The sequence below is a fragment of the Pseudomonas entomophila L48 genome (genome assembly GCF_000026105.1).
Taxonomy (GTDB): Bacteria; Pseudomonadota; Gammaproteobacteria; order Pseudomonadales; family Pseudomonadaceae; genus Aquipseudomonas; species Aquipseudomonas entomophila.
The window spans coordinates 492,501-515,962 of record NC_008027.1 but is presented as its reverse complement, the minus strand read 5'-3'; the positions used below and the strand labels follow the sequence as shown (position 1 = coordinate 515,962).

At 57.6% G+C, this 23,462-nt stretch carries 16 protein-coding genes, 4 tRNA genes and 2 rRNA genes (1 of these 22 only partly in view); all 22 read right to left on the bottom strand.

The window, feature by feature from the left end:
* Positions 1-92: 92 nt before the first annotated feature.
* Entirely contained in the window at positions 93-1,286 is a 1,194-nt protein-coding gene (gene tuf / locus PSEEN_RS02265) for an elongation factor Tu (RefSeq protein ID WP_010951775.1), read from the bottom strand.
* Between the two features lie 27 nt (positions 1,287-1,313).
* On the bottom strand, positions 1,314-3,461 hold the full coding sequence (gene fusA / locus PSEEN_RS02260; protein ID WP_011531886.1) for an elongation factor G: 2,148 nt from the start codon (positions 3,459-3,461) through the stop codon (positions 1,314-1,316).
* Positions 3,462-3,491: 30 nt separating this feature from the next.
* A complete protein-coding gene (rpsG, locus tag PSEEN_RS02255) occupies positions 3,492-3,962 on the bottom strand; it encodes a 30S ribosomal protein S7 (RefSeq protein WP_003246741.1) in 471 nt (156 codons plus the stop codon).
* A 106-nt stretch (positions 3,963-4,068) separates the two neighbouring features.
* A complete protein-coding gene (gene rpsL / locus PSEEN_RS02250) occupies positions 4,069-4,440 on the bottom strand; it encodes a 30S ribosomal protein S12 (RefSeq protein WP_003255492.1) in 372 nt (123 codons plus the stop codon).
* Positions 4,441-4,651: 211 nt separating this feature from the next.
* Positions 4,652-8,851 carry a DNA-directed RNA polymerase subunit beta' gene (gene rpoC / locus PSEEN_RS02245; RefSeq protein WP_011531885.1) on the bottom strand — a complete coding sequence of 1,400 codons (4,200 nt, stop codon included), beginning with the start codon at positions 8,849-8,851 and terminating at the stop codon, positions 4,652-4,654.
* A gap of 64 nt (positions 8,852-8,915) precedes the next feature.
* Entirely contained in the window at positions 8,916-12,989 is a 4,074-nt protein-coding gene (gene rpoB, locus PSEEN_RS02240; RefSeq protein WP_011531884.1) for a DNA-directed RNA polymerase subunit beta, read from the bottom strand.
* A gap of 218 nt (positions 12,990-13,207) precedes the next feature.
* A complete protein-coding gene (rplL, locus tag PSEEN_RS02235) occupies positions 13,208-13,576 on the bottom strand; it encodes a 50S ribosomal protein L7/L12 (RefSeq protein WP_011531883.1) in 369 nt (122 codons plus the stop codon).
* A gap of 78 nt (positions 13,577-13,654) precedes the next feature.
* On the bottom strand, positions 13,655-14,155 hold the full coding sequence (gene rplJ / locus PSEEN_RS02230; RefSeq protein ID WP_003257082.1) for a 50S ribosomal protein L10: 501 nt from the start codon (positions 14,153-14,155) through the stop codon (positions 13,655-13,657).
* Between the two features lie 199 nt (positions 14,156-14,354).
* Positions 14,355-15,050, bottom strand: a complete 696-nt coding sequence (rplA, locus tag PSEEN_RS02225; protein ID WP_011531882.1) for a 50S ribosomal protein L1 — start codon at positions 15,048-15,050, stop codon at positions 14,355-14,357.
* The gene (gene rplK / locus PSEEN_RS02220; protein WP_011531881.1) at positions 15,050-15,481 is read right to left on the bottom strand and encodes a 50S ribosomal protein L11; all 432 of its coding nucleotides are present in this window, start codon (positions 15,479-15,481) and stop codon (positions 15,050-15,052) included. Before rplK ends, rplA begins: the two co-directional genes overlap by 1 nt.
* Before the next feature lie 119 nt (positions 15,482-15,600).
* Positions 15,601-16,134 (bottom strand): transcription termination/antitermination protein NusG, encoded by a 534-nt coding sequence (gene nusG, locus PSEEN_RS02215; protein WP_011531880.1) that lies wholly within the window; start codon positions 16,132-16,134, stop codon positions 15,601-15,603.
* Between the two features lie 9 nt (positions 16,135-16,143).
* Positions 16,144-16,512, bottom strand: a complete 369-nt coding sequence (secE, locus tag PSEEN_RS02210) for a preprotein translocase subunit SecE (protein WP_011531879.1) — start codon at positions 16,510-16,512, stop codon at positions 16,144-16,146.
* A 44-nt stretch (positions 16,513-16,556) separates the two neighbouring features.
* Positions 16,557-16,632 (bottom strand) — tRNA-Trp (locus PSEEN_RS02205).
* 54 nt (positions 16,633-16,686) lie between these two features.
* Positions 16,687-17,880 carry an elongation factor Tu gene (gene tuf / locus PSEEN_RS02200; protein WP_010951775.1) on the bottom strand — a complete coding sequence of 398 codons (1,194 nt, stop codon included), beginning with the start codon at positions 17,878-17,880 and terminating at the stop codon, positions 16,687-16,689.
* A 79-nt stretch (positions 17,881-17,959) separates the two neighbouring features.
* Positions 17,960-18,035 (bottom strand) — tRNA-Thr (locus tag PSEEN_RS02195).
* A gap of 28 nt (positions 18,036-18,063) precedes the next feature.
* Positions 18,064-18,137: transfer RNA gene (locus tag PSEEN_RS02190), tRNA-Gly, on the bottom strand.
* Between the two features lie 24 nt (positions 18,138-18,161).
* Positions 18,162-18,245 (bottom strand) — tRNA-Tyr (locus PSEEN_RS02185).
* Positions 18,246-18,397: 152 nt separating this feature from the next.
* On the bottom strand, positions 18,398-18,823 hold the full coding sequence (locus PSEEN_RS02180) for a hypothetical protein (RefSeq protein WP_011531878.1): 426 nt from the start codon (positions 18,821-18,823) through the stop codon (positions 18,398-18,400).
* A 7-nt stretch (positions 18,824-18,830) separates the two neighbouring features.
* Positions 18,831-19,580 (bottom strand): pantothenate kinase, encoded by a 750-nt coding sequence (locus PSEEN_RS02175; protein WP_011531877.1) that lies wholly within the window; start codon positions 19,578-19,580, stop codon positions 18,831-18,833.
* Positions 19,570-20,529 (bottom strand): bifunctional biotin--[acetyl-CoA-carboxylase] ligase/biotin operon repressor BirA, encoded by a 960-nt coding sequence (birA, locus tag PSEEN_RS02170; RefSeq protein ID WP_011531876.1) that lies wholly within the window; start codon positions 20,527-20,529, stop codon positions 19,570-19,572. The genes PSEEN_RS02175 and birA overlap by 11 nt, the downstream gene beginning before the upstream one ends.
* Before the next feature lie 241 nt (positions 20,530-20,770).
* Positions 20,771-20,886 (bottom strand): 5S ribosomal RNA (gene rrf / locus PSEEN_RS02165).
* 133 nt (positions 20,887-21,019) lie between these two features.
* Positions 21,020-23,462: ribosomal RNA gene (locus PSEEN_RS02160) — 23S ribosomal RNA — on the bottom strand (it continues 450 nt past the right edge of the window).

The window sequence follows — 23,462 nt, the reverse complement described above, 5'->3', positions numbered from 1 at the left end:
AAGGAGGCGTGATTCTATAGACGCCCCAATTTAGTGTCAACCCAATAAAAAAAACCCCCGCTGAGCGGGGGTTTTTTCAACCGATCGAGTGATTACTCGATGATTTTGGCTACGACGCCGGCGCCGACGGTACGACCGCCTTCACGGATGGCGAAGCGCAGACCGTCTTCCATTGCGATGGTCTTGATCAGGGTGACAGTCATCTGAATGTTGTCACCTGGCATTACCATTTCAACGCCTTCCGGCAGCTCGCAGTTACCGGTCACGTCAGTGGTACGGAAGTAGAACTGAGGACGGTAGCCTTTGAAGAACGGAGTGTGACGACCGCCTTCTTCCTTCGACAGGACGTAGACTTCTGCGGTGAACTTGGTGTGCGGCTTGACCGAACCTGGCTTGACCAGAACCTGGCCACGCTCAACGTCGTCACGCTTGGTACCACGCAGCAGGACGCCGCAGTTCTCGCCAGCACGACCTTCGTCCAGCAGCTTGCGGAACATCTCAACGCCGGTGCAGGTGGTGGTGGTGGTGTCACGCAGACCAACGATTTCCAGCGGGTCTTGAACGCGGACGATACCACGCTCGATACGGCCGGTAACAACGGTACCACGACCCGAGATCGAGAATACGTCTTCGATCGGCATCAGGAACGGCTGGTCGATGGCACGAACTGGCTCAGGGATGTAGGCATCCAGAGTTTCTACCAGCTTCTTGACAGCGGTAGTGCCCATTTCGTTGTCGTCTTTGCCTTCCAGCGCCATACGAGCCGAACCGATGATGATCGGGGTGTCGTCGCCTGGGAAGTCGTAGGTGGACAGCAGGTCGCGAACTTCCATCTCGACCAGTTCCAGCAGCTCAGCGTCATCTACCAGGTCAGCCTTGTTCAGGAAGACCACGATGTACGGAACGCCAACCTGACGGGACAGCAGGATGTGCTCACGGGTTTGTGGCATCGGACCATCGGCGGCCGAGCAAACCAGGATCGCGCCGTCCATCTGGGCAGCACCGGTGATCATGTTCTTCACGTAGTCAGCGTGACCTGGGCAGTCAACGTGAGCGTAGTGACGAATGTTCGAGTTGTACTCGACGTGAGCGGTGTTGATGGTGATACCGCGCGCTTTTTCTTCTGGAGCCGAGTCGATCTTGTCGAACTCAACGACGGCCGAACCGAAAACTTCGGAGCAGACGCGAGTCAGAGCTGCGGTCAGAGTGGTCTTACCGTGGTCAACGTGGCCGATAGTGCCGACGTTAACGTGGGGAAGGGAACGATCAAATTTTTCTTTAGCCACGACAGTGAACCTCTTGCCTAAAGGGGATTAGCCTTGTTTTTTAACGAGTGCTTCGACGATGTTCGACGGAGCTTCGGCGTATTTGGAGAATTCCATGGAGTAGCTTGCGCGACCCTGAGACATGGAACGAACGTCGGTTGCGTAACCGAACATTTCTCCGAGCGGCACCTCAGCAGTGATTACCTTGCCGGACACCGAGTCTTCATTACCCTGGATCATCCCGCGACGACGGCTCAGGTCACCCATCACGTCACCCAGGTAGTCTTCCGGGGTTACAACTTCGACCTTCATGATCGGCTCGAGAACCACGCCGCCGCCCTTGGTGGCCAGCTGCTTGGTTGCCATCGAAGCAGCGATTTTGAACGCCATTTCGTTGGAGTCGACGTCGTGGTACGAACCGTCGAATACCGTAGCCTTCAGGCCGATCAGCGGATAGCCGGCGACAACGCCGTTCTTCATCTGCTCTTCGATACCTTTCTGGATCGGGGCGATGAACTCCTTAGGAATCACGCCACCAACGACTTCGTTGGTGAACACCAGACCTTCGGTGATGTTGCCTTTGTCGTCCTGCTCTGGTTCCGAGAAGCGGATCCAGCAGTGACCGAACTGACCACGACCACCCGACTGACGAACGAATTTGCCTTCGATCTCGACGCCGGACTTGGTGATCTTCTCGCGGTACGAAACCTGCGGCTTGCCGACGTTGCACTCGACGTTGAACTCGCGCTTCATGCGGTCAACGAGGATGTCCAGGTGCAGCTCACCCATACCGGAGATGATGGTCTGGCCGGTTTCTTCGTCGGTCTTGACGCGGAACGACGGGTCTTCCTGGGCCAGCTTGCCCAGTGCGATACCCATCTTCTCCTGGTCAGCCTTGGTCTTCGGCTCTACGGAGAGCGAAATCACCGGCTCAGGGAAGTCCATACGCTCGAGGATGATCGGCTTGTCGGCGTTGCACAGGGTGTCACCGGTGGTGACGTCCTTCATGCCGATCAGAGCAGCGATGTCGCCAGCGCGTACTTCTTTGATCTCTTCACGCTGGTTGGCGTGCATCTGCACCATACGACCAACGCGCTCTTTCTTGCCCTTGACCGAGTTGATGACAGAGTCACCGGAGGTCAGGAAGCCCGAGTAGACGCGAACGAAGGTCAGAGTACCCACGAACGGGTCGGTGGCAATCTTGAACGCCAGGGCCGAGAACGGCTCGTTGTCGTCAGCAGGACGCTCGTCGTACTGCTCTGGGGTGACTTCGTCCTTCGGCACGTCGATCAGGTCAGGGTGGATACCCTTGATCGCCGGGATTTCGGTCGGGGCAGGCAGGAAGTCGATAACGGCGTCGAGAACCAGGGGAACACCCTTGTTCTTGAACGAGGAACCGCAGACAGCAGGAACGATCTCGCTCGCCAGGGTACGGGCGCGCAGACCAGCCTTGATGTCTTCGACGGACAGGTCACCTTCTTCAAGGTACTTGTTCATCAGCTCTTCGTTGGCCTCGGCAGCAGCTTCGACCATGTTGCTGCGCCATTCGTTGGCCAGGTCCACCAGCTCAGCAGGAATCTCTTCCTCGCGGTAGGTGGTGCCCTTGTCGTCATCGTTCCAGTAGATGGCTTTCATCTTGATCAGGTCAACCTGACCCTGGAAGTCATCTTCTGCACCGATAGCCAGCTGGACCGGAACCGGGGTGTGACCCAGGCGGTTCTTGATCTGGCCGATAACGCGCAGGAAGTTGGCACCGGCACGGTCCATCTTGTTCACGTAAACAACACGTGGAACACCGTATTTGTTGGCCTGACGCCATACGGTTTCGGACTGCGGCTCAACGCCGGAGGTACCGCAGAACACAACGACCGCGCCGTCGAGTACGCGCAGCGAACGCTCTACTTCAATGGTGAAGTCAACGTGGCCGGGGGTATCGATGACGTTTACGCGGTAGTTGTCGTACTGACCACGGGAACCTTTCCAGAAGGTGGTAACGGCAGCGGAGGTAATGGTGATACCGCGCTCCTGCTCCTGCACCATCCAGTCGGTGGTCGCGGCGCCGTCGTGCACCTCGCCCATCTTGTGGCTCAGACCTGTGTAGAACAGGATCCGCTCGGTAGTGGTAGTCTTGCCCGCGTCAACGTGCGCGCAGATACCGATGTTACGGTAGCGGTTAATTGCTGTAGTACGAGCCATAAAGCCCTCGCAAAATGATTGATGCTTGAATTAGAAGCGGTAGTGCGAGAACGCTTTGTTGGCTTCAGCCATACGGTGAACGTCTTCACGCTTCTTGACTGCAGCACCCTTGCCTTCAGCAGCATCCAGCAGCTCGCCAGCCAGGCGCAGAGCCATCGACTTCTCGCCGCGCTTGCGGGCGTAGTCTACGAGCCAGCGCATTGCCAGAGCGTTACGACGGGATGGGCGAACTTCAACAGGGACCTGGTAAGTGGCACCGCCGACACGGCGGGACTTTACTTCGACCAGCGGAGCGATGGCGTCGAGAGCTTTCTCGAAGATTTCCAGGGGGTCGCTGTTCTTGCGTGCTTTGACGGTATCCAGGGCACCGTAAACGATGCGCTCGGCTACGGCCTTCTTGCCGCTTTCCATCACGTGGTTCATGAACTTGGCGAGGATCTGGGATCCGTACTTCGGATCGTCAAGGATCTCACGTTTTGCTGCTACACGACGTCTTGGCATGATAAGCCCTCAAACGGTCTTCAGGTTAGCCCGGGACCAGGTCTCTCGACCTACGCCCGACCTTACTCTTATCGACTCAAAAAAATGGATGTCTGCAAACGACCGATTACTTCGGACGCTTGGTACCGTACTTCGAACGACCCTGGTTACGGCCTTTGACGCCCGAAGTATCCAGAGAGCCGCGAACGGTGTGGTAACGAACACCTGGCAAGTCTTTTACACGGCCGCCACGGATCAGGACGACGCTGTGCTCTTGCAGGTTGTGGCCTTCACCACCGATGTACGAGGAAACCTCGAAACCGTTGGTCAGACGCACACGGCATACTTTACGCAGTGCCGAGTTAGGTTTTTTCGGCGTGGTGGTGTACACGCGGGTGCACACGCCACGACGCTGCGGGCAGTTCTGCAGCGCAGGAACGTCGGACTTCTCGACCGAACGCTTACGCGGCTGACGTACCAGCTGGTTGATAGTTGCCATCTACTAGCTCCACTGATTGTCTTGCGACTCTATTGTCTTGCAAGAAAGCCAAAAATTGGCGAGACGGAGCCTCACCAAATTTAAGGGTACAAAAGTCTAAAGAGGATCTTGCACCCAGTCAAGACGAGGCCCCGGCCCTCCCCGCCCGATCATCGGCAACAATTCATGTCGCCGAGGGTCTTGCGAGGGGTGCCGGGGCCCTGCCCTGCACTTAGTTACCGCTGGAGTTCAGCGCTTCGGTCAGTGCGGCTTCCACCTCACTGGCGCTCACACGCAGCGGCTTGTCGGCATCACGGCGACGCTTGCGCTCGCTGTGGTAGGCCAGACCAGTACCGGCCGGGATCAGACGACCCACAACCACGTTCTCTTTCAGGCCGCGCAGGTAATCGCGCTTGCCGGTTACCGCCGCTTCGGTCAGTACGCGGGTGGTTTCCTGGAAGGAAGCCGCCGAGATGAACGATTCGGTGGACAGCGAGGCCTTGGTGATACCCAGCAGCACACGGGTGTACTTGGAGATGAACTTGTCTTCGGCGGCGAGACGCTCGTTCTCGACCAGCACCTGAGTCAGTTCCATCTGGTCGCCCTTGATGAAGCTGGAGTCACCCGACTCGGCGATCTCGACCTTGCGCAGCATCTGACGCAGGATGGTCTCGATGTGCTTGTCGTTGATCTTAACGCCTTGCAGGCGGTAAACGTCCTGGATCTCGTTGACGATGTACTTCGCCAGCGCGCTCACACCCAGCAGACGCAGGATGTCGTGCGGATCGCTCGGGCCGTCGGAGATAACTTCGCCGCGGTTTACCTGTTCGCCTTCGAAGACGTTCAGGTGGCGCCACTTCGGAATCAGCTCTTCGTACGGATCGCTACCGTCGGTCGGAGTAATGACCAGACGACGCTTGCCCTTGGTCTCCTTACCGAATGCGATGGTGCCGCTGACTTCAGCCAGGATCGAGGCTTCTTTCGGACGACGCGCTTCGAACAGGTCGGCAACGCGTGGCAGACCACCGGTGATGTCACGGGTCTTCGACGTTTCTTGCGGGATACGCGCGATAACGTCACCGACGCCGATCTGGGCACCGTCAGCCACACCGACGAGGGCGTTGGCCGGCAGGAAGTACTGGGCCGGTACGTCGGTACCAGGCAGGTACAGGTCCTTGCCATTGGCGTCGACCATCTTGATCGCCGGACGGATTTCCTTGCCTGCGGCAGGGCGATCCTTGACGTCCATCACCTCAATGTTGGTCAGGCCGGTCAGTTCGTCGGTCTGGCGCTTGATGGTGATGTTTTCTTCCATGCCCACGAAGGTCACGGTACCTTTCAGTTCGGTAACGATCGGGTGGGTGTGCGGGTCCCACTTGGCGACGATGGCGCCAGCTTCGACCTTCTCACCTTCCTTGACCGAAATCACCGCACCGTAAGGCAGCTTGTAGCGCTCACGCTCACGGCCGAATTCGTCGGCAATGGCCAGCTCGCCGGAACGCGATACGGCAACCAGGTTGCCATCGGCGCGCACGACCTGCTTCAGGTTGTGCAGGCGCACCATACCGCCGTTCTTCACCTGGACGCTGTCGGCAGCCGAGGTACGGCTTGCAGCACCACCGATGTGGAACGTACGCATGGTCAGCTGGGTACCCGGCTCACCGATCGACTGTGCAGCGATAACGCCGACAGCTTCACCGATGTTCACCTGGTGACCGCGAGCCAGGTCGCGACCGTAGCACTTGGCGCAGATGCCGTAGCGGGTTTCGCAGTTGATCGGCGAACGCACGATCACTTCGTCGATGCTGTTCAGCTCGATGAACTCGACCCACTGCTCGTCGACCAGGGTACCGGCCGGAACGATGACGTCCTCGGTGCCTGGCTTGAACACGTCACGGGCAATGACACGGCCCAGTACGCGCTCACCCAGCGGCTCTACAACGTCGCCACCTTCGATGTGCGGGGTCATCAGCAGGCCCTGTTCGGTGCCGCAGTCGATCTCGGTCACGACCAGATCCTGGGCAACGTCCACCAGACGGCGAGTCAGGTAACCGGAGTTCGCGGTCTTCAACGCGGTATCCGCCAGACCTTTACGAGCACCGTGGGTCGAGATGAAGTACTGCAGTACGCTCAGACCTTCACGGAAGTTCGCAGTGATCGGCGTCTCGATGATCGAGCCGTCCGGCTTGGCCATCAGGCCACGCATACCGGCCAGCTGACGAATCTGGGCCGCGGAACCACGAGCACCCGAGTCGGCCATCATGTACATCGAGTTGAAGGACTCTTGCTCGACTTCGTCGCCATTGCGGTCGATGACCTTCTCTTTCGAGAGGTTGGCCATCATCGCCTTGGAAACTTCATCGTTCGCCTTGGACCACAAGTCGATGACCTTGTTGTACTTCTCGCCCTGGGTTACCAGGCCGGAGGCGTACTGGCTCTCGATTTCCTTCACTTCGTCGGTAGCGGTACCGATGATGCGAGCTTTCTCGTCCGGGATAACGAAGTCGTTAACACCGATCGAAACACCGGAAATGGTCGAGTAGGCGAAACCGGTGTACATCAACTGGTCGGCGAAGATCACGGTCTCTTTCAGACCAACCACGCGGTAGCACTGGTTGATCAGCTTGGAGATCGCCTTTTTCTTCATCGGCTGGTTGACCACATCGTACGGCAGGCCTGCCGGTACAACCTGGAACAGCAGCGCGCGGCCGACAGTGGTGTCGACGATGCGGGTGTTCTTGGTGATGCTGCCGTCACGGTCTTTCACGGTCTCGTTGATACGGACCTTGATTTTCGCGTGCAGGGCGGCTTCGCCGGCGCGGAATACGCGGTCGACTTCCTGCAGGTCGGCGAACACGCGACCTTCGCCCTTGGCATTGATGGCTTCACGGGTCATGTAGTACAGACCCAGTACAACGTCCTGCGACGGAACGATGATTGGCTCACCGTTGGCTGGCGACAGGATGTTGTTGGTCGACATCATCAGCGCGCGCGCTTCCAGCTGGGCTTCCAGCGTCAGCGGCACGTGAACGGCCATCTGGTCACCGTCGAAGTCGGCGTTGTACGCGGCGCAGACCAGCGGGTGCAGCTGGATAGCTTTACCTTCGATCAGAACCGGCTCGAACGCCTGGATACCCAGACGGTGCAGGGTTGGTGCACGGTTGAGCAGTACGGGGTGTTCGCGAATCACTTCGGCGAGAACGTCCCACACCTCTGGCAGCTCGCGCTCGACCATCTTCTTGGCAGCCTTGATGGTGGTCGCCAGACCACGCATTTCCAGCTTGCCGAAAATGAACGGCTTGAACAGCTCGAGGGCCATCTTCTTCGGCAGACCGCACTGGTGCAGACGCAGGGTCGGGCCTACGGTAATTACCGAACGGCCGGAGTAGTCCACGCGCTTACCGAGCAAGTTCTGACGGAAGCGACCTTGCTTACCTTTGATCATGTCGGCCAGGGACTTCAGCGGACGCTTGTTCGAGCCAGTGATGGCGCGACCGCGACGGCCGTTGTCCAGCAGGGCGTCGACCGCTTCCTGCAGCATGCGCTTTTCGTTGCGCACGATGATGTCCGGCGCCGACAGATCGAGCAGGCGCTTCAGACGGTTGTTACGGTTGATCACCCGACGATACAGGTCGTTCAGGTCGGAGGTCGCGAAGCGGCCACCATCCAGCGGTACCAGCGGACGCAGGTCCGGCGGCAGTACTGGCAGGACGGTCAGGACCATCCACTCAGGCAGGTTGCCCGAGCCCTGGAACGCTTCCATCAGCTTCAAGCGCTTGGACAGCTTCTTGATCTTGGTTTCCGAGTTGGTCTGCGGAATCTCTTCGCGCAGCCGGCCGATCTCGTGCTCCAGGTCGATAGCGTGCAGCAGCTCGCGGACAGCCTCGGCACCCATGCGGGCGTCGAAGTCGTCACCGAACTCTTCCAGCGCTTCGAAGTACTGTTCGTCGTTCAGCAGCTGGCCCTTTTCCAGGGTGGTCATGCCCGGGTCGATAACGACGTAGCTCTCGAAGTAGAGCACGCGCTCGATGTCACGCAGGGTCATGTCCATCAGCAGGCCGATACGGGACGGCAGCGACTTCAGGAACCAGATGTGGGCAACCGGCGAGGCCAGCTCGATGTGCGCCATGCGCTCACGACGAACCTTGGCCAGGGCGACTTCAACGCCGCACTTCTCGCAGATCACGCCACGGTGCTTCAGGCGCTTGTACTTGCCGCACAGGCACTCGTAGTCCTTGACTGGGCCAAAGATCTTGGCGCAGAACAGGCCGTCACGCTCAGGCTTGAACGTACGGTAGTTGATGGTTTCCGGCTTTTTGACTTCACCGAACGACCACGAACGGATCATTTCAGGCGACGCCAGACCGATGCGGATGGCGTCGAACTCTTCGACTTGACCCTGGTTTTTCAGCAAATTCAGTAGGTCTTTCAAGGCCTTTCCTCCTGGCGGAGCAGGGAGCGGGCATTACCTGCCCCACTCCCCTTCGCGTCACGTGTTATTCGGTTTCCAGATCGATATCGATACCGAGCGAACGGATCTCTTTGATCAACACGTTGAAGGACTCGGGCATGCCCGGCTCCATACGGTGATCGCCATCCACGATGTTCTTGTACATCTTGGTACGGCCGTTCACGTCGTCCGACTTCACTGTGAGCATTTCTTGCAGGGTGTATGCCGCGCCGTATGCTTCCAGCGCCCACACTTCCATCTCCCCGAAACGCTGACCACCGAACTGCGCCTTACCACCCAGCGGCTGCTGGGTAACCAGGCTGTAGGAACCAGTGGAACGCGCGTGCATCTTGTCGTCCACCAAGTGGTTCAGCTTGAGCATGTACATGTAACCAACGGTCACAGAACGCTCGAACTTGTTGCCGGTGCGGCCGTCGAACAGCTGCATCTGGCCGCTTTCCGGCAGGTCTGCCAGCTTCAGCATGGCCTTGATCTCACGCTCCTTGGCACCGTCGAAGACTGGAGTGGCCATAGGCACGCCTTTCTTCAGGTTGTTTGCCAGAGCCATGATCTCTTCGTCGGTGAACTCTTCCAGGTTCTCCTGACGACCACCGATCTCGTTGTAGATCTCGGTGAGGAAGGTACGCAGTTCAGCGGCCTTGCGCTGCTCTTCGATCATGCGGTCGATCTTCTCGCCCAGGCCCTTGGCCGCGAGGCCCAGGTGGGTTTCGAGGATCTGACCGACGTTCATACGCGAAGGTACGCCCAGCGGGTTCAGTACGACGTCGACCGGAGTACCGTTGGCGTCGTGCGGCATGTCTTCGACCGGCATGATCACCGAGACGACACCCTTGTTACCGTGACGACCGGCCATCTTGTCACCCGGCTGGATGCGACGGCGGATGGCCAGGTAGACCTTGACGATCTTCAGTACGCCCGGTGCCAGGTCATCGCCCTGCTGCAGCTTGCGCTTCTTGTCTTCGAACTTGTCGTCCAGCAGGCGACGGCGATCGACGATGTACTGCTGAGCCTTTTCCAGCTGCTCGTTCAGTGCATCTTCTGCCATGCGCAGTTTGAACCACTGGCCGTGCTCCAGACCGTTCAGCACGTCGTCAGTGATCACGGTGCCTTTCTTCAGGCCCGCGCCACCGTCGACCACCTGGCCGTTCAGGGCTGCACGCAGACGCTCGAAGGTTGCGCCTTCGACGATGCGGAACTCTTCGTTGAGGTCCTTGCGGATCTCGTCCAGTTGCATCTTCTCGATGGCCAGGGCGCGGCTGTCGCGCTCAACGCCATCACGGGTGAAGACCTGTACGTCGATGACGGTGCCCTTGGTACCGGTCGGTACGCGCAGGGAGGTGTCTTTGACGTCGCTGGCCTTCTCACCGAAGATCGCACGCAGCAGTTTTTCTTCCGGAGTCAGCTGGGTTTCGCCTTTCGGAGTGACCTTGCCGACCAGGATGTCGCCAGCGCCGACTTCGGCACCCACGTAGACGATACCGGCTTCGTCCAGCTTGTTCAGCGCAGCTTCACCCACGTTCGGGATGTCCGCGGTGATTTCCTCTGGGCCAAGCTTGGTGTCACGGGCCACACAGGTCAGTTCCTGGATGTGGATCGTGGTGAAGCGGTCTTCCTGGACCACACGCTCGGACAGGCAGATGGAGTCTTCGAAGTTGAAGCCGTTCCACGCCATGAACGCAATGCGCATGTTCTGGCCCAGTGCCAGTTCACCCATGTCGGTGGACGGACCGTCAGCCATGATGTCGCCACGCGCGACCACATCACCCTTGCTCACCAGCGGACGCTGGTTGATGCAGGTGTTCTGGTTCGAACGGGTGTACTTGGTGAGGTTGTAGATATCCACACCGGCTTCACCAGTCTCGACTTCGTCGTCAGCCACGCGAACAACGATACGGCTGGCGTCGACCGAGTCGATCACACCACCGCGGCGAGCAACCACGCAGACACCGGAGTCACGGGCAACGTTGCGCTCCATGCCGGTACCGACCAGCGGCTTGTCGGCGCGCAGGGTTGGTACAGCCTGACGCTGCATGTTCGAACCCATCAACGCACGGTTGGCGTCGTCGTGCTCGAGGAACGGAATCAGCGACGCTGCGACCGAAACTACCTGCTTCGGCGAAACGTCCATCAAGGTGACGTCTTCCGGCGCCTTGACGGTGAATTCGTTCAGGTGACGAACGGCCACCAGCTCATCGATCAGCTGCTTCTTCTCGTTCATTGCGGCCGAAGCCTGTGCAATGACGTGATCCGCTTCTTCGATCGCCGACAGGAACACGATGTCGTCGCTGACCACACCCTCTTTCACCACGCGGTACGGGCTTTCCAGGAAGCCGTACTGGTTGGTGCGGGCATAAGCGGCCAGGGAGTTGATCAGACCGATGTTCGGACCTTCCGGCGTTTCGATCGGGCACACACGGCCATAGTGGGTCGGGTGTACGTCACGGACTTCGAAGCCTGCACGCTCACGGGTCAGACCGCCAGGGCCGAGTGCAGAGACACGGCGCTTGTGGGTGATCTCGGAGAGCGGGTTGTTCTGGCCCATGAACTGCGAGAGCTGGCTGGAACCGAAGAACTCTTTCACCGCCGCCGCTACCGGCTTGGCGTTGATCAGGTCCTGAGGCATCAGGCCTTCGCTTTCGGCCATCGACAGACGCTCTTTGACCGCGCGCTCTACACGCACCAGGCCAACGCGGAACTGGTTTTCGGCCATCTCGCCGACACAACGGACGCGACGGTTACCCAGGTGGTCGATGTCGTCGACGATGCCTTTGCCGTTACGGATATCGACCAGGGTCTTCAGGACCTCGACGATGTCTTCCTTGCTCAGCACGCCCGAACCTTCGATCTCGGTACGACCGATACGACGGTTGAACTTCATGCGGCCGACGGCAGACAGGTCGTAACGCTCGGCGCTGAAGAACAGGTTGTTGAACAGGGTTTCGGCGGCGTCTTTGGTTGGCGGCTCGCCAGGACGCATCATGCGATAGATCTCGACCAGCGCTTCCAGTTGGTTGCTGGTGGTGTCGATCTTCAGGGTGTCCGAAATGAACGGACCGCAGTCGATGTCGTTGGTGTACAGCGTCTCGATGCGAACGACCTGGGCCTTGGCGATCTTGACCAGCAGATCGGTGGTCAGCTCGGTGTTGCATTCGGCCAGGATCTCGCCGGTAGCCGGGTGCACGATCGCCTTGGCGGTGGTGCGGCCCAGTACGTACTCCAGCGGAACGTCCAGCTCTTTCACGCCAGCCTTTTCCAGCTGGTTGATGTGGCGCGCGGTGATACGGCGGCCCTGCTCGACGATGACCTTGCCGCTGCCGTCATGGATGTCCATGACCGCGACTTCACCACGCAGGCGCTGTGGCACCAGTTCCAGGCTGAGTTTCTCGCCGGACAGGTGGAACACGTTGGTGGTGTAGAAGGTGTTGAGTACTTCTTCGGTGCTGTAGCCCAGCGCGCGCAGCAGTACCGAGGCCGGCAGCTTGCGGCGACGGTCGATACGCACGAACACGCAGTCCTTCGGGTCGAACTCGAAGTCCAGCCAGGAACCGCGGTAAGGGATGATGCGCGCGGAGTACAGCAGCTTGCCGGAGCTGTGGGTCTTGCCACGGTCGTGGTCGAAGAACACACCCGGCGAACGGTGCAGCTGAGATACGATTACACGCTCGGTACCGTTGATAACGAAGGTACCGTTTTCAGTCATCAGGGGAATTTCACCCATGTAGACTTCTTGCTCTTTGATGTCCTTGATCGCTTTGTTCGACGATTCCTTGTCGAAGATGATCAGGCGCACCTTCACCCGCAGCGGGACCGCAAAGGTCACACCGCGCAGGACACATTCCTTCACATCGAAGGCCGGCTCGCCCAGGCGATAGCCGACGTACTCCAGGGCAGCATTGCCGGAGTAGCTGATGATCGGGAATACCGATTTGAAGGCCGCATGCAGACCGACGTCGCGGAACTGATCCTTGGATGCTCCCGCCTGCAGGAATTCGCGATACGAATCCAGCTGGATGGCCAGGAGGTAAGGCACATCCATGACGTCCGGCAACTTGCTAAAGTCCTTGCGGATACGTTTTTTCTCAGTGTATGAGTAAGCCATCAGCATTCCCCAGCTTGGTCACCTGCTTGTTTGGCATCTCCCGGCGGGAGCAGCCAGAAAATCGTGCAAACCCCTTGGTTTGCGCCACCGTCTTGGTGGTTGCCGCTCGTTATCGGGGCCGACCTGATCGGCCACCAATAACGGAAAAAGGCCGGTGGCATAAGCCACCAGCCATCAGCCCTTCGCTTAACGCTCGGACTGGAGTCGCAAAGTCGAAATTACTTCAGCTCGACTTTAGCGCCTGCTTCTTCCAGCTTCTTCTTCGCGTCTTCAGCGGCTTCTTTCGAAACGCCTTCAGCGATAACCTGAGGAGCGCCGTCGACTTTCTCTTTGGCTTCTTTCAGACCCAGACCGGTCAGTTCACGAACTGCCTTGATCACGTTGACCTTCTTGTCGCCAGCTTCGGTCAGAACGACGTTGAACTCGGTTTGCTCTTCAGCAGCAGCAGCGGCAACAGCTGGGCCAGCGGCAACAGCGGCAGCAGCGGTAACGCCGAAGGTTTCTTCCATCGCTTTGATCAGCTCAACAATTTCCAGAACGGTTTTCTGGCCGATTGCTTCGATGATTTGCTCGTTAGTCAGAGACATGACTTAAATCCTGTATTGGGGTGACAGCCTACGCAGCCATCAAATTAAACATATGATTTTGAAAGGGTTGCGCGTGCCTTAGGCAGCAGCAGCTTCTTTCTGGTCGCGCAGAGCTGCCAGAGTGCGAGCCAGCTTGCTGGTTGCACCTTGGATTACGCTCATCAGCTGTGCGATAGCCTCGTCGCGAGTTGGCAGGGTTGCCAGCACGTCGATCTGGTTAGCGGCAAGGAACTTGCCGTCAAACGCAGCTGCCTTGATCTCGAACTTGTCCTGACCCTTGGCGAACTCTTTGAACAGACGAGCAGCAGCGCCCGGGTGTTCGTTGGAGAAAGCAATCAGGGTCGGGCCTTTGAACGCGTCGTTGAGGATCGAGAATTCGGTGCCTTCAACAGCGCGCTTGAGCAGGGTGTTACGTACGACACGTACGTAAACGCCAGCTTCGCGGGCCTCTTTACGGAGTCCGGTCATTGCGCCTACAGTCACACCACGGGCATCAGCCACGACAGCGGACAGAGCGACTTTGGCAGCCTCGTTGACTTCAGCGACGATGGCCTTCTTGTCTTCGAGTTTAATTGCCACGGGTTTACTCCTGGTTTCTACCGTTTCATCTGGCCGGAGCCGGATGTCGTTTTGGTGTCTGATTCGCGAACGAATCGGGAGCACCATCTGCGTAGGCTTGAGGTTTAAGGCTTGCGCCGCCTACGGTCTTGGATAGCCCCCGCCAGGCAGGGACCCCAATTTTCAGCAGCCGGTGCGACCAGGTCGCACCGACCGAGCATTACACGTTCAGCGAGCTCTGATCGATGATCAGACCTGGGCCCATGGTGGTGCTCAGGGTAACGCGCTTGACGTAGATACCTTTCGAGGAAGCTGGCTTGATACGCTTCAGATCAGCGATCAGGGCTTCAACGTTTTCCTTCAGCTTGCCGGCTTCGAAGCCAACCTTGCCAACGGAGGTGTGGATGATACCGTTCTTGTCGGTACGGTAGCGAACCTGACCAGCCTTGGCGTTTTTCACGGCAGTGGCTACGTCTGGAGTAACGGTACCGACTTTCGGGTTAGGCATCAGGCCGCGAGGACCCAGAACCTGACCCAGCTGACCGACAACGCGCATGGCATCAGGCGATGCGATGACGACGTCATAGTTCAGGTCGCCGCCTTTCATTTCGGCAGCCAGATCGTCCATACCTACACGGTCAGCGCCGGCAGCCAGAGCGGCTTCAGCAGCTGGACCCTGGGTGAAGACAGCAACACGTACGGTCTTGCCAGTGCCGTGTGGCAGCACGGTAGCGCTACGAACGACCTGGTCGGATTTACGCGGGTCAACACCGAGGTTAACGGCGATGTCGTAGGACTCTACGAACTTGGCAGTTGGCAGCGAAGCCAGCAGGGTTGCAGCTTCTTCGAAGTTGTAGGCCTTGCCTGCTTCGATTTTCTCGGCGATTGCCTTTTGACGCTTGGTCAGCTTAGCCATTACACACCCTCCACGTTCAGGCCCATGCTGCGGGCAGAGCCAGCGATGGTGCGTACAGCTGCGTCCAGGTCAGCGGCGGTCAGGTCAGCCTGCTTAGCCTTGGCGATATCTTCCAGCTGAGCACGGGTAACGGTACCGACCTTGACGGTGTTCGGGCGAGCCGAACCGCTGGTCAGACCAGCAGCTTTCTTCAGCAGAACCGAGGCAGGGGTGCTCTTGGTTTCGAAGGTGAAGCTACGGTCACTGTAGACAGTGATGATCACTGGAGTCGGCAGACCTGGCTCTTGACCCTGAGTACGGGCGTTGAAGGCCTTGCAGAATTCCATGATGTTCACACCGTGTTGACCCAGTGCTGGACCAACGGGTGGGCTTGGGTTGGCCTGGCCGGCCTTTACTTGCAGCTTGATGTAAGCCTGAATCTTCTTAGCCATGAGCTACTCCAAAATCGGGTACGAACGCCAGATGGCTCCCCGGATGACTTGCGTTTTATCCCAGTGACGACAAAACCCCGCAGCACATAGGGCTGCGGGGTATGGGATGCTGCGTTCCGCTAGACCTTCTCGACCTGGCTGAACTCGAGCTCCACCGGAGTAGAGCGACCGAAAATGAGCACTGCGACCTGCAGGCGGCTCTTCTCGTAGTTAACTTCTTCGACGCTACCGTTGAAGTCAGCGAAGGGACCGTCAATGACGCGAACCACTTCACCCGGCTCGAACAGCGTCTTCGGCTTCGGCTTGTCACTGCCGTCGGCTACGCGACGCAGGATGGCCTCAGCTTCTTTATCAGTGATAGGCGCAGGCTTGTCCGCGGTACCACCAATGAAACCCATGACCCGAGGGGTATCCTTGACAAGGTGCCAAGTCCCTTCGTTCATTTCCATCTGGACCAATACATAGCCAGGGAAGAATTTACGCTCGCTCTTGCGCTTCTGGCCGTTGCGCATTTCGACGACTTCTTCGGTCGGGACCAGAATCTCGCCGAACTCGTCTTCCATGCCAGCCAGCTTGACACGCTCGATCAGGGAGCGCATGACATGCTTCTCGTAACCCGAGTAAGCATGAACAACATACCAACGCTTAGCCACGAGACACCCTTAGCCAACGATCAAGGAGACCAACCAGCCGAGCAGGGAGTCGAGCCCCCACAACAGCAGCGCCATAACCAGAACTACAGCCACGACAATCAGCGTGGTCTGAGTGGTCTCTTGGCGAGTTGGCCACACGACTTTACGGATCTCGGTGCGAGCTTCCTTCGCCAGCGCAAAGAACGACTTGCCTTTGGCGGTCTGCAGGGCAACGAAGCCAGCGACTGCAGCCAGGGCGAGCAGGACGAGTACGCGATACAGGATCGGAGAGGCGGAGTAATACTGATTACCCACAACGCCTACGACTACCAATGCAACAACAGCGAGCCACTTGAACAGATCAAAACGCGATTCTTGGGCTTCAGTTTTGGGAGTCATCGAGGAGGATCCTGTGAGAAGAAAGCCAATCACACCGAGGTGAATGGCAGGTCAGGAGGGAATCGAACCCCCAACCTACGGTTTTGGAGACCGTCGCTCTGCCAATTGAGCTACTGACCTATAACGCTGTATCAGGCCGGCCATTATACCGGCCCGATCATTTAAATCAACTACTTATTCAATAATTTTTGCTACGACGCCGGCGCCGACGGTACGACCGCCTTCACGGATGGCGAAGCGCAGACCGTCTTCCATTGCGATGGTCTTGATCAGGGTGACAGTCATCTGAATGTTGTCACCTGGCATTACCATTTCAACGCCTTCCGGCAGTTCGCAGTTACCGGTCACGTCAGTGGTACGGAAGTAGAACTGAGGACGGTAGCCTTTGAAGAACGGAGTGTGACGGCCGCCTTCTTCCTTCGACAGGACGTAGACTTCTGCGGTGAACTTGGTGTGCGGCTTGACCGAACCTGGCTTGACCAGAACCTGGCCACGCTCAACGTCGTCACGCTTGGTACCACGCAGCAGGACGCCGCAGTTCTCGCCAGCACGACCTTCGTCCAGCAGCTTGCGGAACATCTCAACGCCGGTGCAGGTGGTGGTGGTGGTGTCACGCAGACCAACGATTTCCAGCGGGTCTTGAACGCGGACGATACCACGCTCGATACGGCCGGTAACAACGGTACCACGACCCGAGATCGAGAATACGTCTTCGATCGGCATCAGGAACGGCTGGTCGATGGCACGAACTGGCTCAGGAATGTAGGCATCCAGAGTTTCTACCAGCTTCTTGACAGCGGTAGTGCCCATTTCGTTGTCGTCTTTGCCTTCCAGCGCCATACGAGCCGAACCGATGATGATCGGGGTGTCGTCGCCTGGGAAGTCGTAGGTGGACAGCAGGTCGCGAACCTCCATCTCGACCAGTTCCAGCAGCTCAGCGTCATCTACCAGGTCAGCCTTGTTCAGGAAGACCACGATGTACGGAACGCCAACCTGACGAGACAGCAGGATGTGCTCACGGGTTTGTGGCATCGGACCATCGGCGGCCGAGCAAACCAGGATCGCGCCGTCCATCTGGGCAGCACCGGTGATCATGTTCTTCACGTAGTCAGCGTGACCTGGGCAGTCAACGTGAGCGTAGTGACGAATGTTCGAGTTGTACTCGACGTGAGCGGTGTTGATGGTGATACCGCGCGCTTTTTCTTCTGGAGCCGAGTCGATCTTGTCGAACTCAACGACGGCCGAACCGAAAACTTCGGAGCAGACGCGAGTCAGCGCTGCAGTCAGAGTGGTCTTACCGTGGTCTACGTGGCCGATGGTGCCGACGTTGACGTGAGGTAGGGAACGATCAAACTTTTCCTTAGCCATCGATACAATCCTCCGCAGAAGAAATAGGTATACCGCTGATAAAACAAAGGCAGATATTTTCATATCTGCCTTGTTTATATGGAGCTCTTGAGCGGATTTGAACCGCTGACCTCACCCTTACCAAGGGTGTGCTCTACCAACTGAGCTACAAGAGCGAAACACTTTGCGCAACAACTGCAAACTTGGAGCGGGTAGCGGGAATCGAACCCGCATCATCAGCTTGGAAGGCTGAGGTTCTACCACTAAACTATACCCGCGGAGCTTGCGGCTCTCGCTGAAACTGGTGGAGGGAGAAGGATTCGAACCTTCGAAGCTCTCGCAACGGATTTACAGTCCGTCCCCTTTGACCGCTCGGGAATCCCTCCAGATGTGGCCGGCATTCTATTTGTCTACCGTCCTAGTGTCAAGCTTTTTTTCAAATTTTTTCAATCAAATCTGAAGCTTAGCTACTTTGACACTGCTTCCAGCTCTACCACCTCAGTGGTGTTCCCTGTGAAGCGGGCGCCATTCTATCAAGCTATTCAGCAGTTGCAATACCCTCGCACAAAATAATTTTGTGTTTTAAGTCTTTGAAATCCTTGGAAAGAGTCGCCAGTACATCCTGGTCCAGCAAACGCTCGCTTTCCGGCGCGACCTTGAGCCAGAAACCTTCGGCTCCAGGCAACTGGCCCGCAAGCGGTTGCGCGGAAATATCCAGGCTCAGCAAGCGCTGGCGCAGCATATCCAGTTGCTCACGGGCAGGCACACCACCCACAACTAGACATTCATCGCGACGCCGGGCCGGCGCCGCAGCACCAGTCTCACGCAGCAGGCGTATCTCCTGCTGAGAGCCCTTGTACAACGACAGCGGGGCGACCTCCTTGGCCTTCAAAGGAGCTTCCTGCTGATGCCAGACGTAATAAAAGACGTTCAGCACGACCAACAGCAGAAACAACCAGCGCATAGTCACCTCAATTCAACGGGCAGGCGATGGCCAAGCCGACAAATACCAGGTCCGGGACAATTCGCGCCTGGGGCACAGCCTCGCGCACCAGGGGCGCATCACCCCCAGTAAGGAAAACTGTAAAATCCTCCCCCAGAAGCAAACCTGCTTGCTCCATCTGAGTGCGAGCAAAGCCCTGGAGCATCAATACACAACCACGCTCTACCGCCTCGACCGTCGAGCGCCCTGGCTCGAGGCTGTTCAGCGCTCGCTCGGCGGAAGCATCGTCATAGCGAATACGGCGGGTATGAGTACGCAACTGGCTGCGCATCAATGGCATGCCAGGGCAGATATACCCTCCCAGGTGCTCACCATCTGCGGCAACGAAGTCGGCCTTGGCCGCAGTGCCAAAATCGATGACCAGGCAGGCCCCTTTCGCCAGGTGATAGGCACCCAGAGCGCCAAGCCAACGATCCATGCCCAGGCGCTGGTAATCCTCATAGCCGTTACGGACGCCGGCCATTTCCCTTACCGGCTGCGCCACGCACACCTCTATCGCGAAAGCGCCCTGGAGCAATGCGCACAAGGATGATGTCTCTTCCTCGCTGCGCACACTGACCATTCGGCAACCGGTGAGACGCAATGCCGTTAACGAGGCGACCGCAGCCAGCAGCGCCTGGTCGGAGTCGACAACGCCCCCTCCGGCAATAGCGGCATCTGCGACATGGATGACACGCCACTTTATAAAGCTGTTTCCACAGTCGAGCTCAAGAATCATCACGCAACCTCAGACTGAGCTCACCACCGCTGTAGCTCTTTTCCACACCATCGACATCAAGGCGCAGTCCGCCCTGACCGTCCACTCCGAGCACCACACCGTCGATCCGGGTATTTCCCGCCACGAGCGAGACTTTCCGCCCCTGCCAAAGGTGCGCCTGCTCCCACTCCTCCTGGAATGCCGCAAAACCATACCGACGATGACGAGCCAGCTCATGTTGCAGCTGCTTAGTAAGCAAAGCGACCAGATGATTACGATCGATTACCTTGCCAGTCTGCGTCCGCATCGATGACCAGGCCTGATCGACCTGGTCATTGTGCTGCATGTTCACATTGATACCGATTCCCAGCACCACGTGACAGACATCTGCAGGATCGCCGACCAGTTCGAGCAGTATCCCAGTGATCTTCTTTCCGCCAGCCAGCACATCATTGGGCCACTTGAGCCCCACGTCCTGAAGCCCAAAGGCCTGCAGCGTACGCATGACAGCCAAGCCGACGACCAGACTCAGCCCTTCCAGCTGACGCATGCCACCTTCGACGCGCAGCACCACACTGTAATAGAGGTTTTCCGCGAAGGGGCTGACCCACTGCCGACCACGGCGCCCACGCCCGGCAGACTGACGCTCGGCCAGCACCACGAACGGTGCGCTTTGCTCGGCAGCGGCAAGCCGCAGCCCTTCTGCATTGGTCGAGTCGATATCCTGGTGTATGAACAGTGGCCACTGCTCCCCTTGCGAAAAGCCGACGATTGCCTGCTCTTCCAGCAAGTTCAACGGAGAAGCCAGTTGATAGCCACGCCCACGAACCTTGTGAACGGTCAGGTTCAGATCGCTCTCGAGGTGCTGTAGCTGCTTCCATACGGCACTGCGACTCACTCCGAGGGCAGCCCCCAGAGCCTCGCCAGAATGGAACCGGCCATCCTTGAGGAGATTCAACAACTTCAGCATGCCAGTCTCGATTTTGAATAAGGCTGGCATGATAGCCATGGGTAGTAGGCTTGCATAGGAAAAGGGGCCTATCGGACTACCCCGTTGGTGCCGGTTTGCCCGCGCAGGGCGCGACACGGTGGCTGGCACCGGCGGTGCCGGTGTTCGCCGGCAAGGCCGGCTCCTACGAGGAGAGCGTGTTTCTTGGGCGCAAAGACAAAACCCCTACCTGCATGCGCAGATAGGGGTTTTGCGAAATGAATCTTGACGATGACCTACTCTCACATGGGGAAACCCCACACTACCATCGGCGATGCATCGTTTCACTGCTGAGTTCGGGATGGGATCAGGTGGTTCCAATGCTCTATGGTCGTCAAGAAATTCTGTTGCCAGAAGATCCAGATGGATACTCCAGCGAATTCGGATATGTGATTTGTGATGTTGCGAACTTTCGGTTCTTTCGTCTTCACCACCACAATCTGCGTTCATGTGCAGATTGCTTGGGTGTTATATGGTCAAGCCTCACGGGCAATTAGTATTGGTTAGCTCAACGCCTCACAGCGCTTACACACCCAACCTATCAACGTCGTAGTCTTCGACGGCCCTTCAGGGAGCTCAAGGCTCCAGTGAGATCTCATCTTGAGGCAAGTTTCCCGCTTAGATGCTTTCAGCGGTTATCTCTTCCGAACATAGCTACCCGGCAATGCCACTGGCGTGACAACCGGAACACCAGAGGTTCGTCCACTCCGGTCCTCTCGTACTAGGAGCAGCCCCTCTCAAATCTCAAACGTCCACGGCAGATAGGGACCGAACTGTCTCACGACGTTCTAAACCCAGCTCGCGTACCACTTTAAATGGCGAACAGCCATACCCTTGGGACCGGCTTCAGCCCCAGGATGTGATGAGCCGACATCGAGGTGCCAAACACCGCCGTCGATATGAACTCTTGGGCGGTATCAGCCTGTTATCCCCGGAGTACCTTTTATCCGTTGAGCGATGGCCCTTCCATACAGAACCACCGGATCACTAAGACCTACTTTCGTACCTGCTCGACGTGTTTGTCTCGCAGTCAAGCGCGCTTTTGCCTTTATACTCTACGACCGATTTCCGACCGGTCTGAGCGCACCTTCGTACTCCTCCGTTACTCTTTGGGAGGAGACCGCCCCAGTCAAACTACCCACCATACACTGTCCTCGATCCGGATAACGGACCTGAGTTAGAACCTCAAGGTTGCCAGGGTGGTATTTCAAGGATGGCTCCATGAGAACTGGCGTCCCCACTTCAAAGCCTCCCACCTATCCTACACAAGCAAGCTCAAAGTCCAGTGCAAAGCTATAGTAAAGGTTCACGGGGTCTTTCCGTCTAGCCGCGGATACACTGCATCTTCACAGCGATTTCAATTTCACTGAGTCTCGGGTGGAGACAGCGCCGCCATCGTTACGCCATTCGTGCAGGTCGGAACTTACCCGACAAGGAATTTCGCTACCTTAGGACCGTTATAGTTACGGCCGCCGTTTACCGGGGCTTCGATCAAGAGCTTCGCTTGCGCTAACCCCATCAATTAACCTTCCGGCACCGGGCAGGCGTCACACCCTATACGTCCACTTTCGTGTTTGCAGAGTGCTGTGTTTTTAATAAACAGTCGCAGCGGCCTGGTATCTTCGACCGGCGTGGGCTTACGCAGCAAGTGCTTCACCCTCACCGGCGCACCTTCTCCCGAAGTTACGGTGCCATTTTGCCTAGTTCCTTCACCCGAGTTCTCTCAAGCGCCTTGGTATTCTCTACCTAACCACCTGTGTCGGTTTGGGGTACGGTTCCCAGTTATCTGAAGCTTAGGAGCTTTTCTTGGAAGCATGGCATCAACCACTTCGCGCTCTAATGAGCACTCGTCATCAGCTCTCGGCCTTGAGATCCCGGATTTGCCTAAGATCTCAGCCTACCACCTTAAACTTGGACAACCAACGCCAAGCTGGCCTAGCCTTCTCCGTCCCTCCATCGCAATAACTGGAAGTACAGGAATATTAACCTGTTTTCCATCGACTACGCTTTTCAGCCTCGCCTTAGGGACCGACTAACCCTGCGTCGATTAACGTTGCGCAGGAAACCTTGGTCTTTCGGCGTGCGAGTTTTTCACTCGCATTGTCGTTACTCATGTCAGCATTCGCACTTCTGATACCTCCAGCAAGCTTCTCAACTCACCTTCACAGGCTTACAGAACGCTCCTCTACCGCATCACCAGAGGTGATACCCGTAGCTTCGGTGCATGGTTTGAGCCCCGTTACATCTTCCGCGCAGGCCGACTCGACTAGTGAGCTATTACGCTTTCTTTAAAGGGTGGCTGCTTCTAAGCCAACCTCCTAGCTGTCTAAGCCTTCCCACATCGTTTCCCACTTAACCATGACTTTGGGACCTTAGCTGACGGTCTGGGTTGTTTCCCTTTTCACGACGGACGTTAGCACCCGCCGTGTGTCTCCCATGCTCGGCACTTGTAGGTATTCGGAGTTTGCATCGGTTTGGTAAGTCGGGATGACCCCCTAGCCGAAACAGTGCTCTACCCCCTACAGTGATACATGAGGCGCTACCTAAATAGCTTTCGAGGAGAACCAGCTATCTCCGAGCTTGATTAGCCTTTCACTCCGATCCACAGGTCATCCGCTAACTTTTCAACGGTAGTCGGTTCGGTCCTCCAGTCAGTGTTACCTAACCTTCAACCTGCCCATGGATAGATCGCCCGGTTTCGGGTCTATACCCAGCGACTAAAGCGCCCTATTAAGACTCGCTTTCGCTACGCCTCCCCTATTCGGTTAAGCTCGCCACTGAATATAAGTCGCTGACCCATTATACAAAAGGTACGCAGTCACCTAACAAAGTAGGCTCCCACTGCTTGTACGCATACGGTTTCAGGTTCTATTTCACTCCCCTCTCCGGGGTTCTTTTCGCCTTTCCCTCACGGT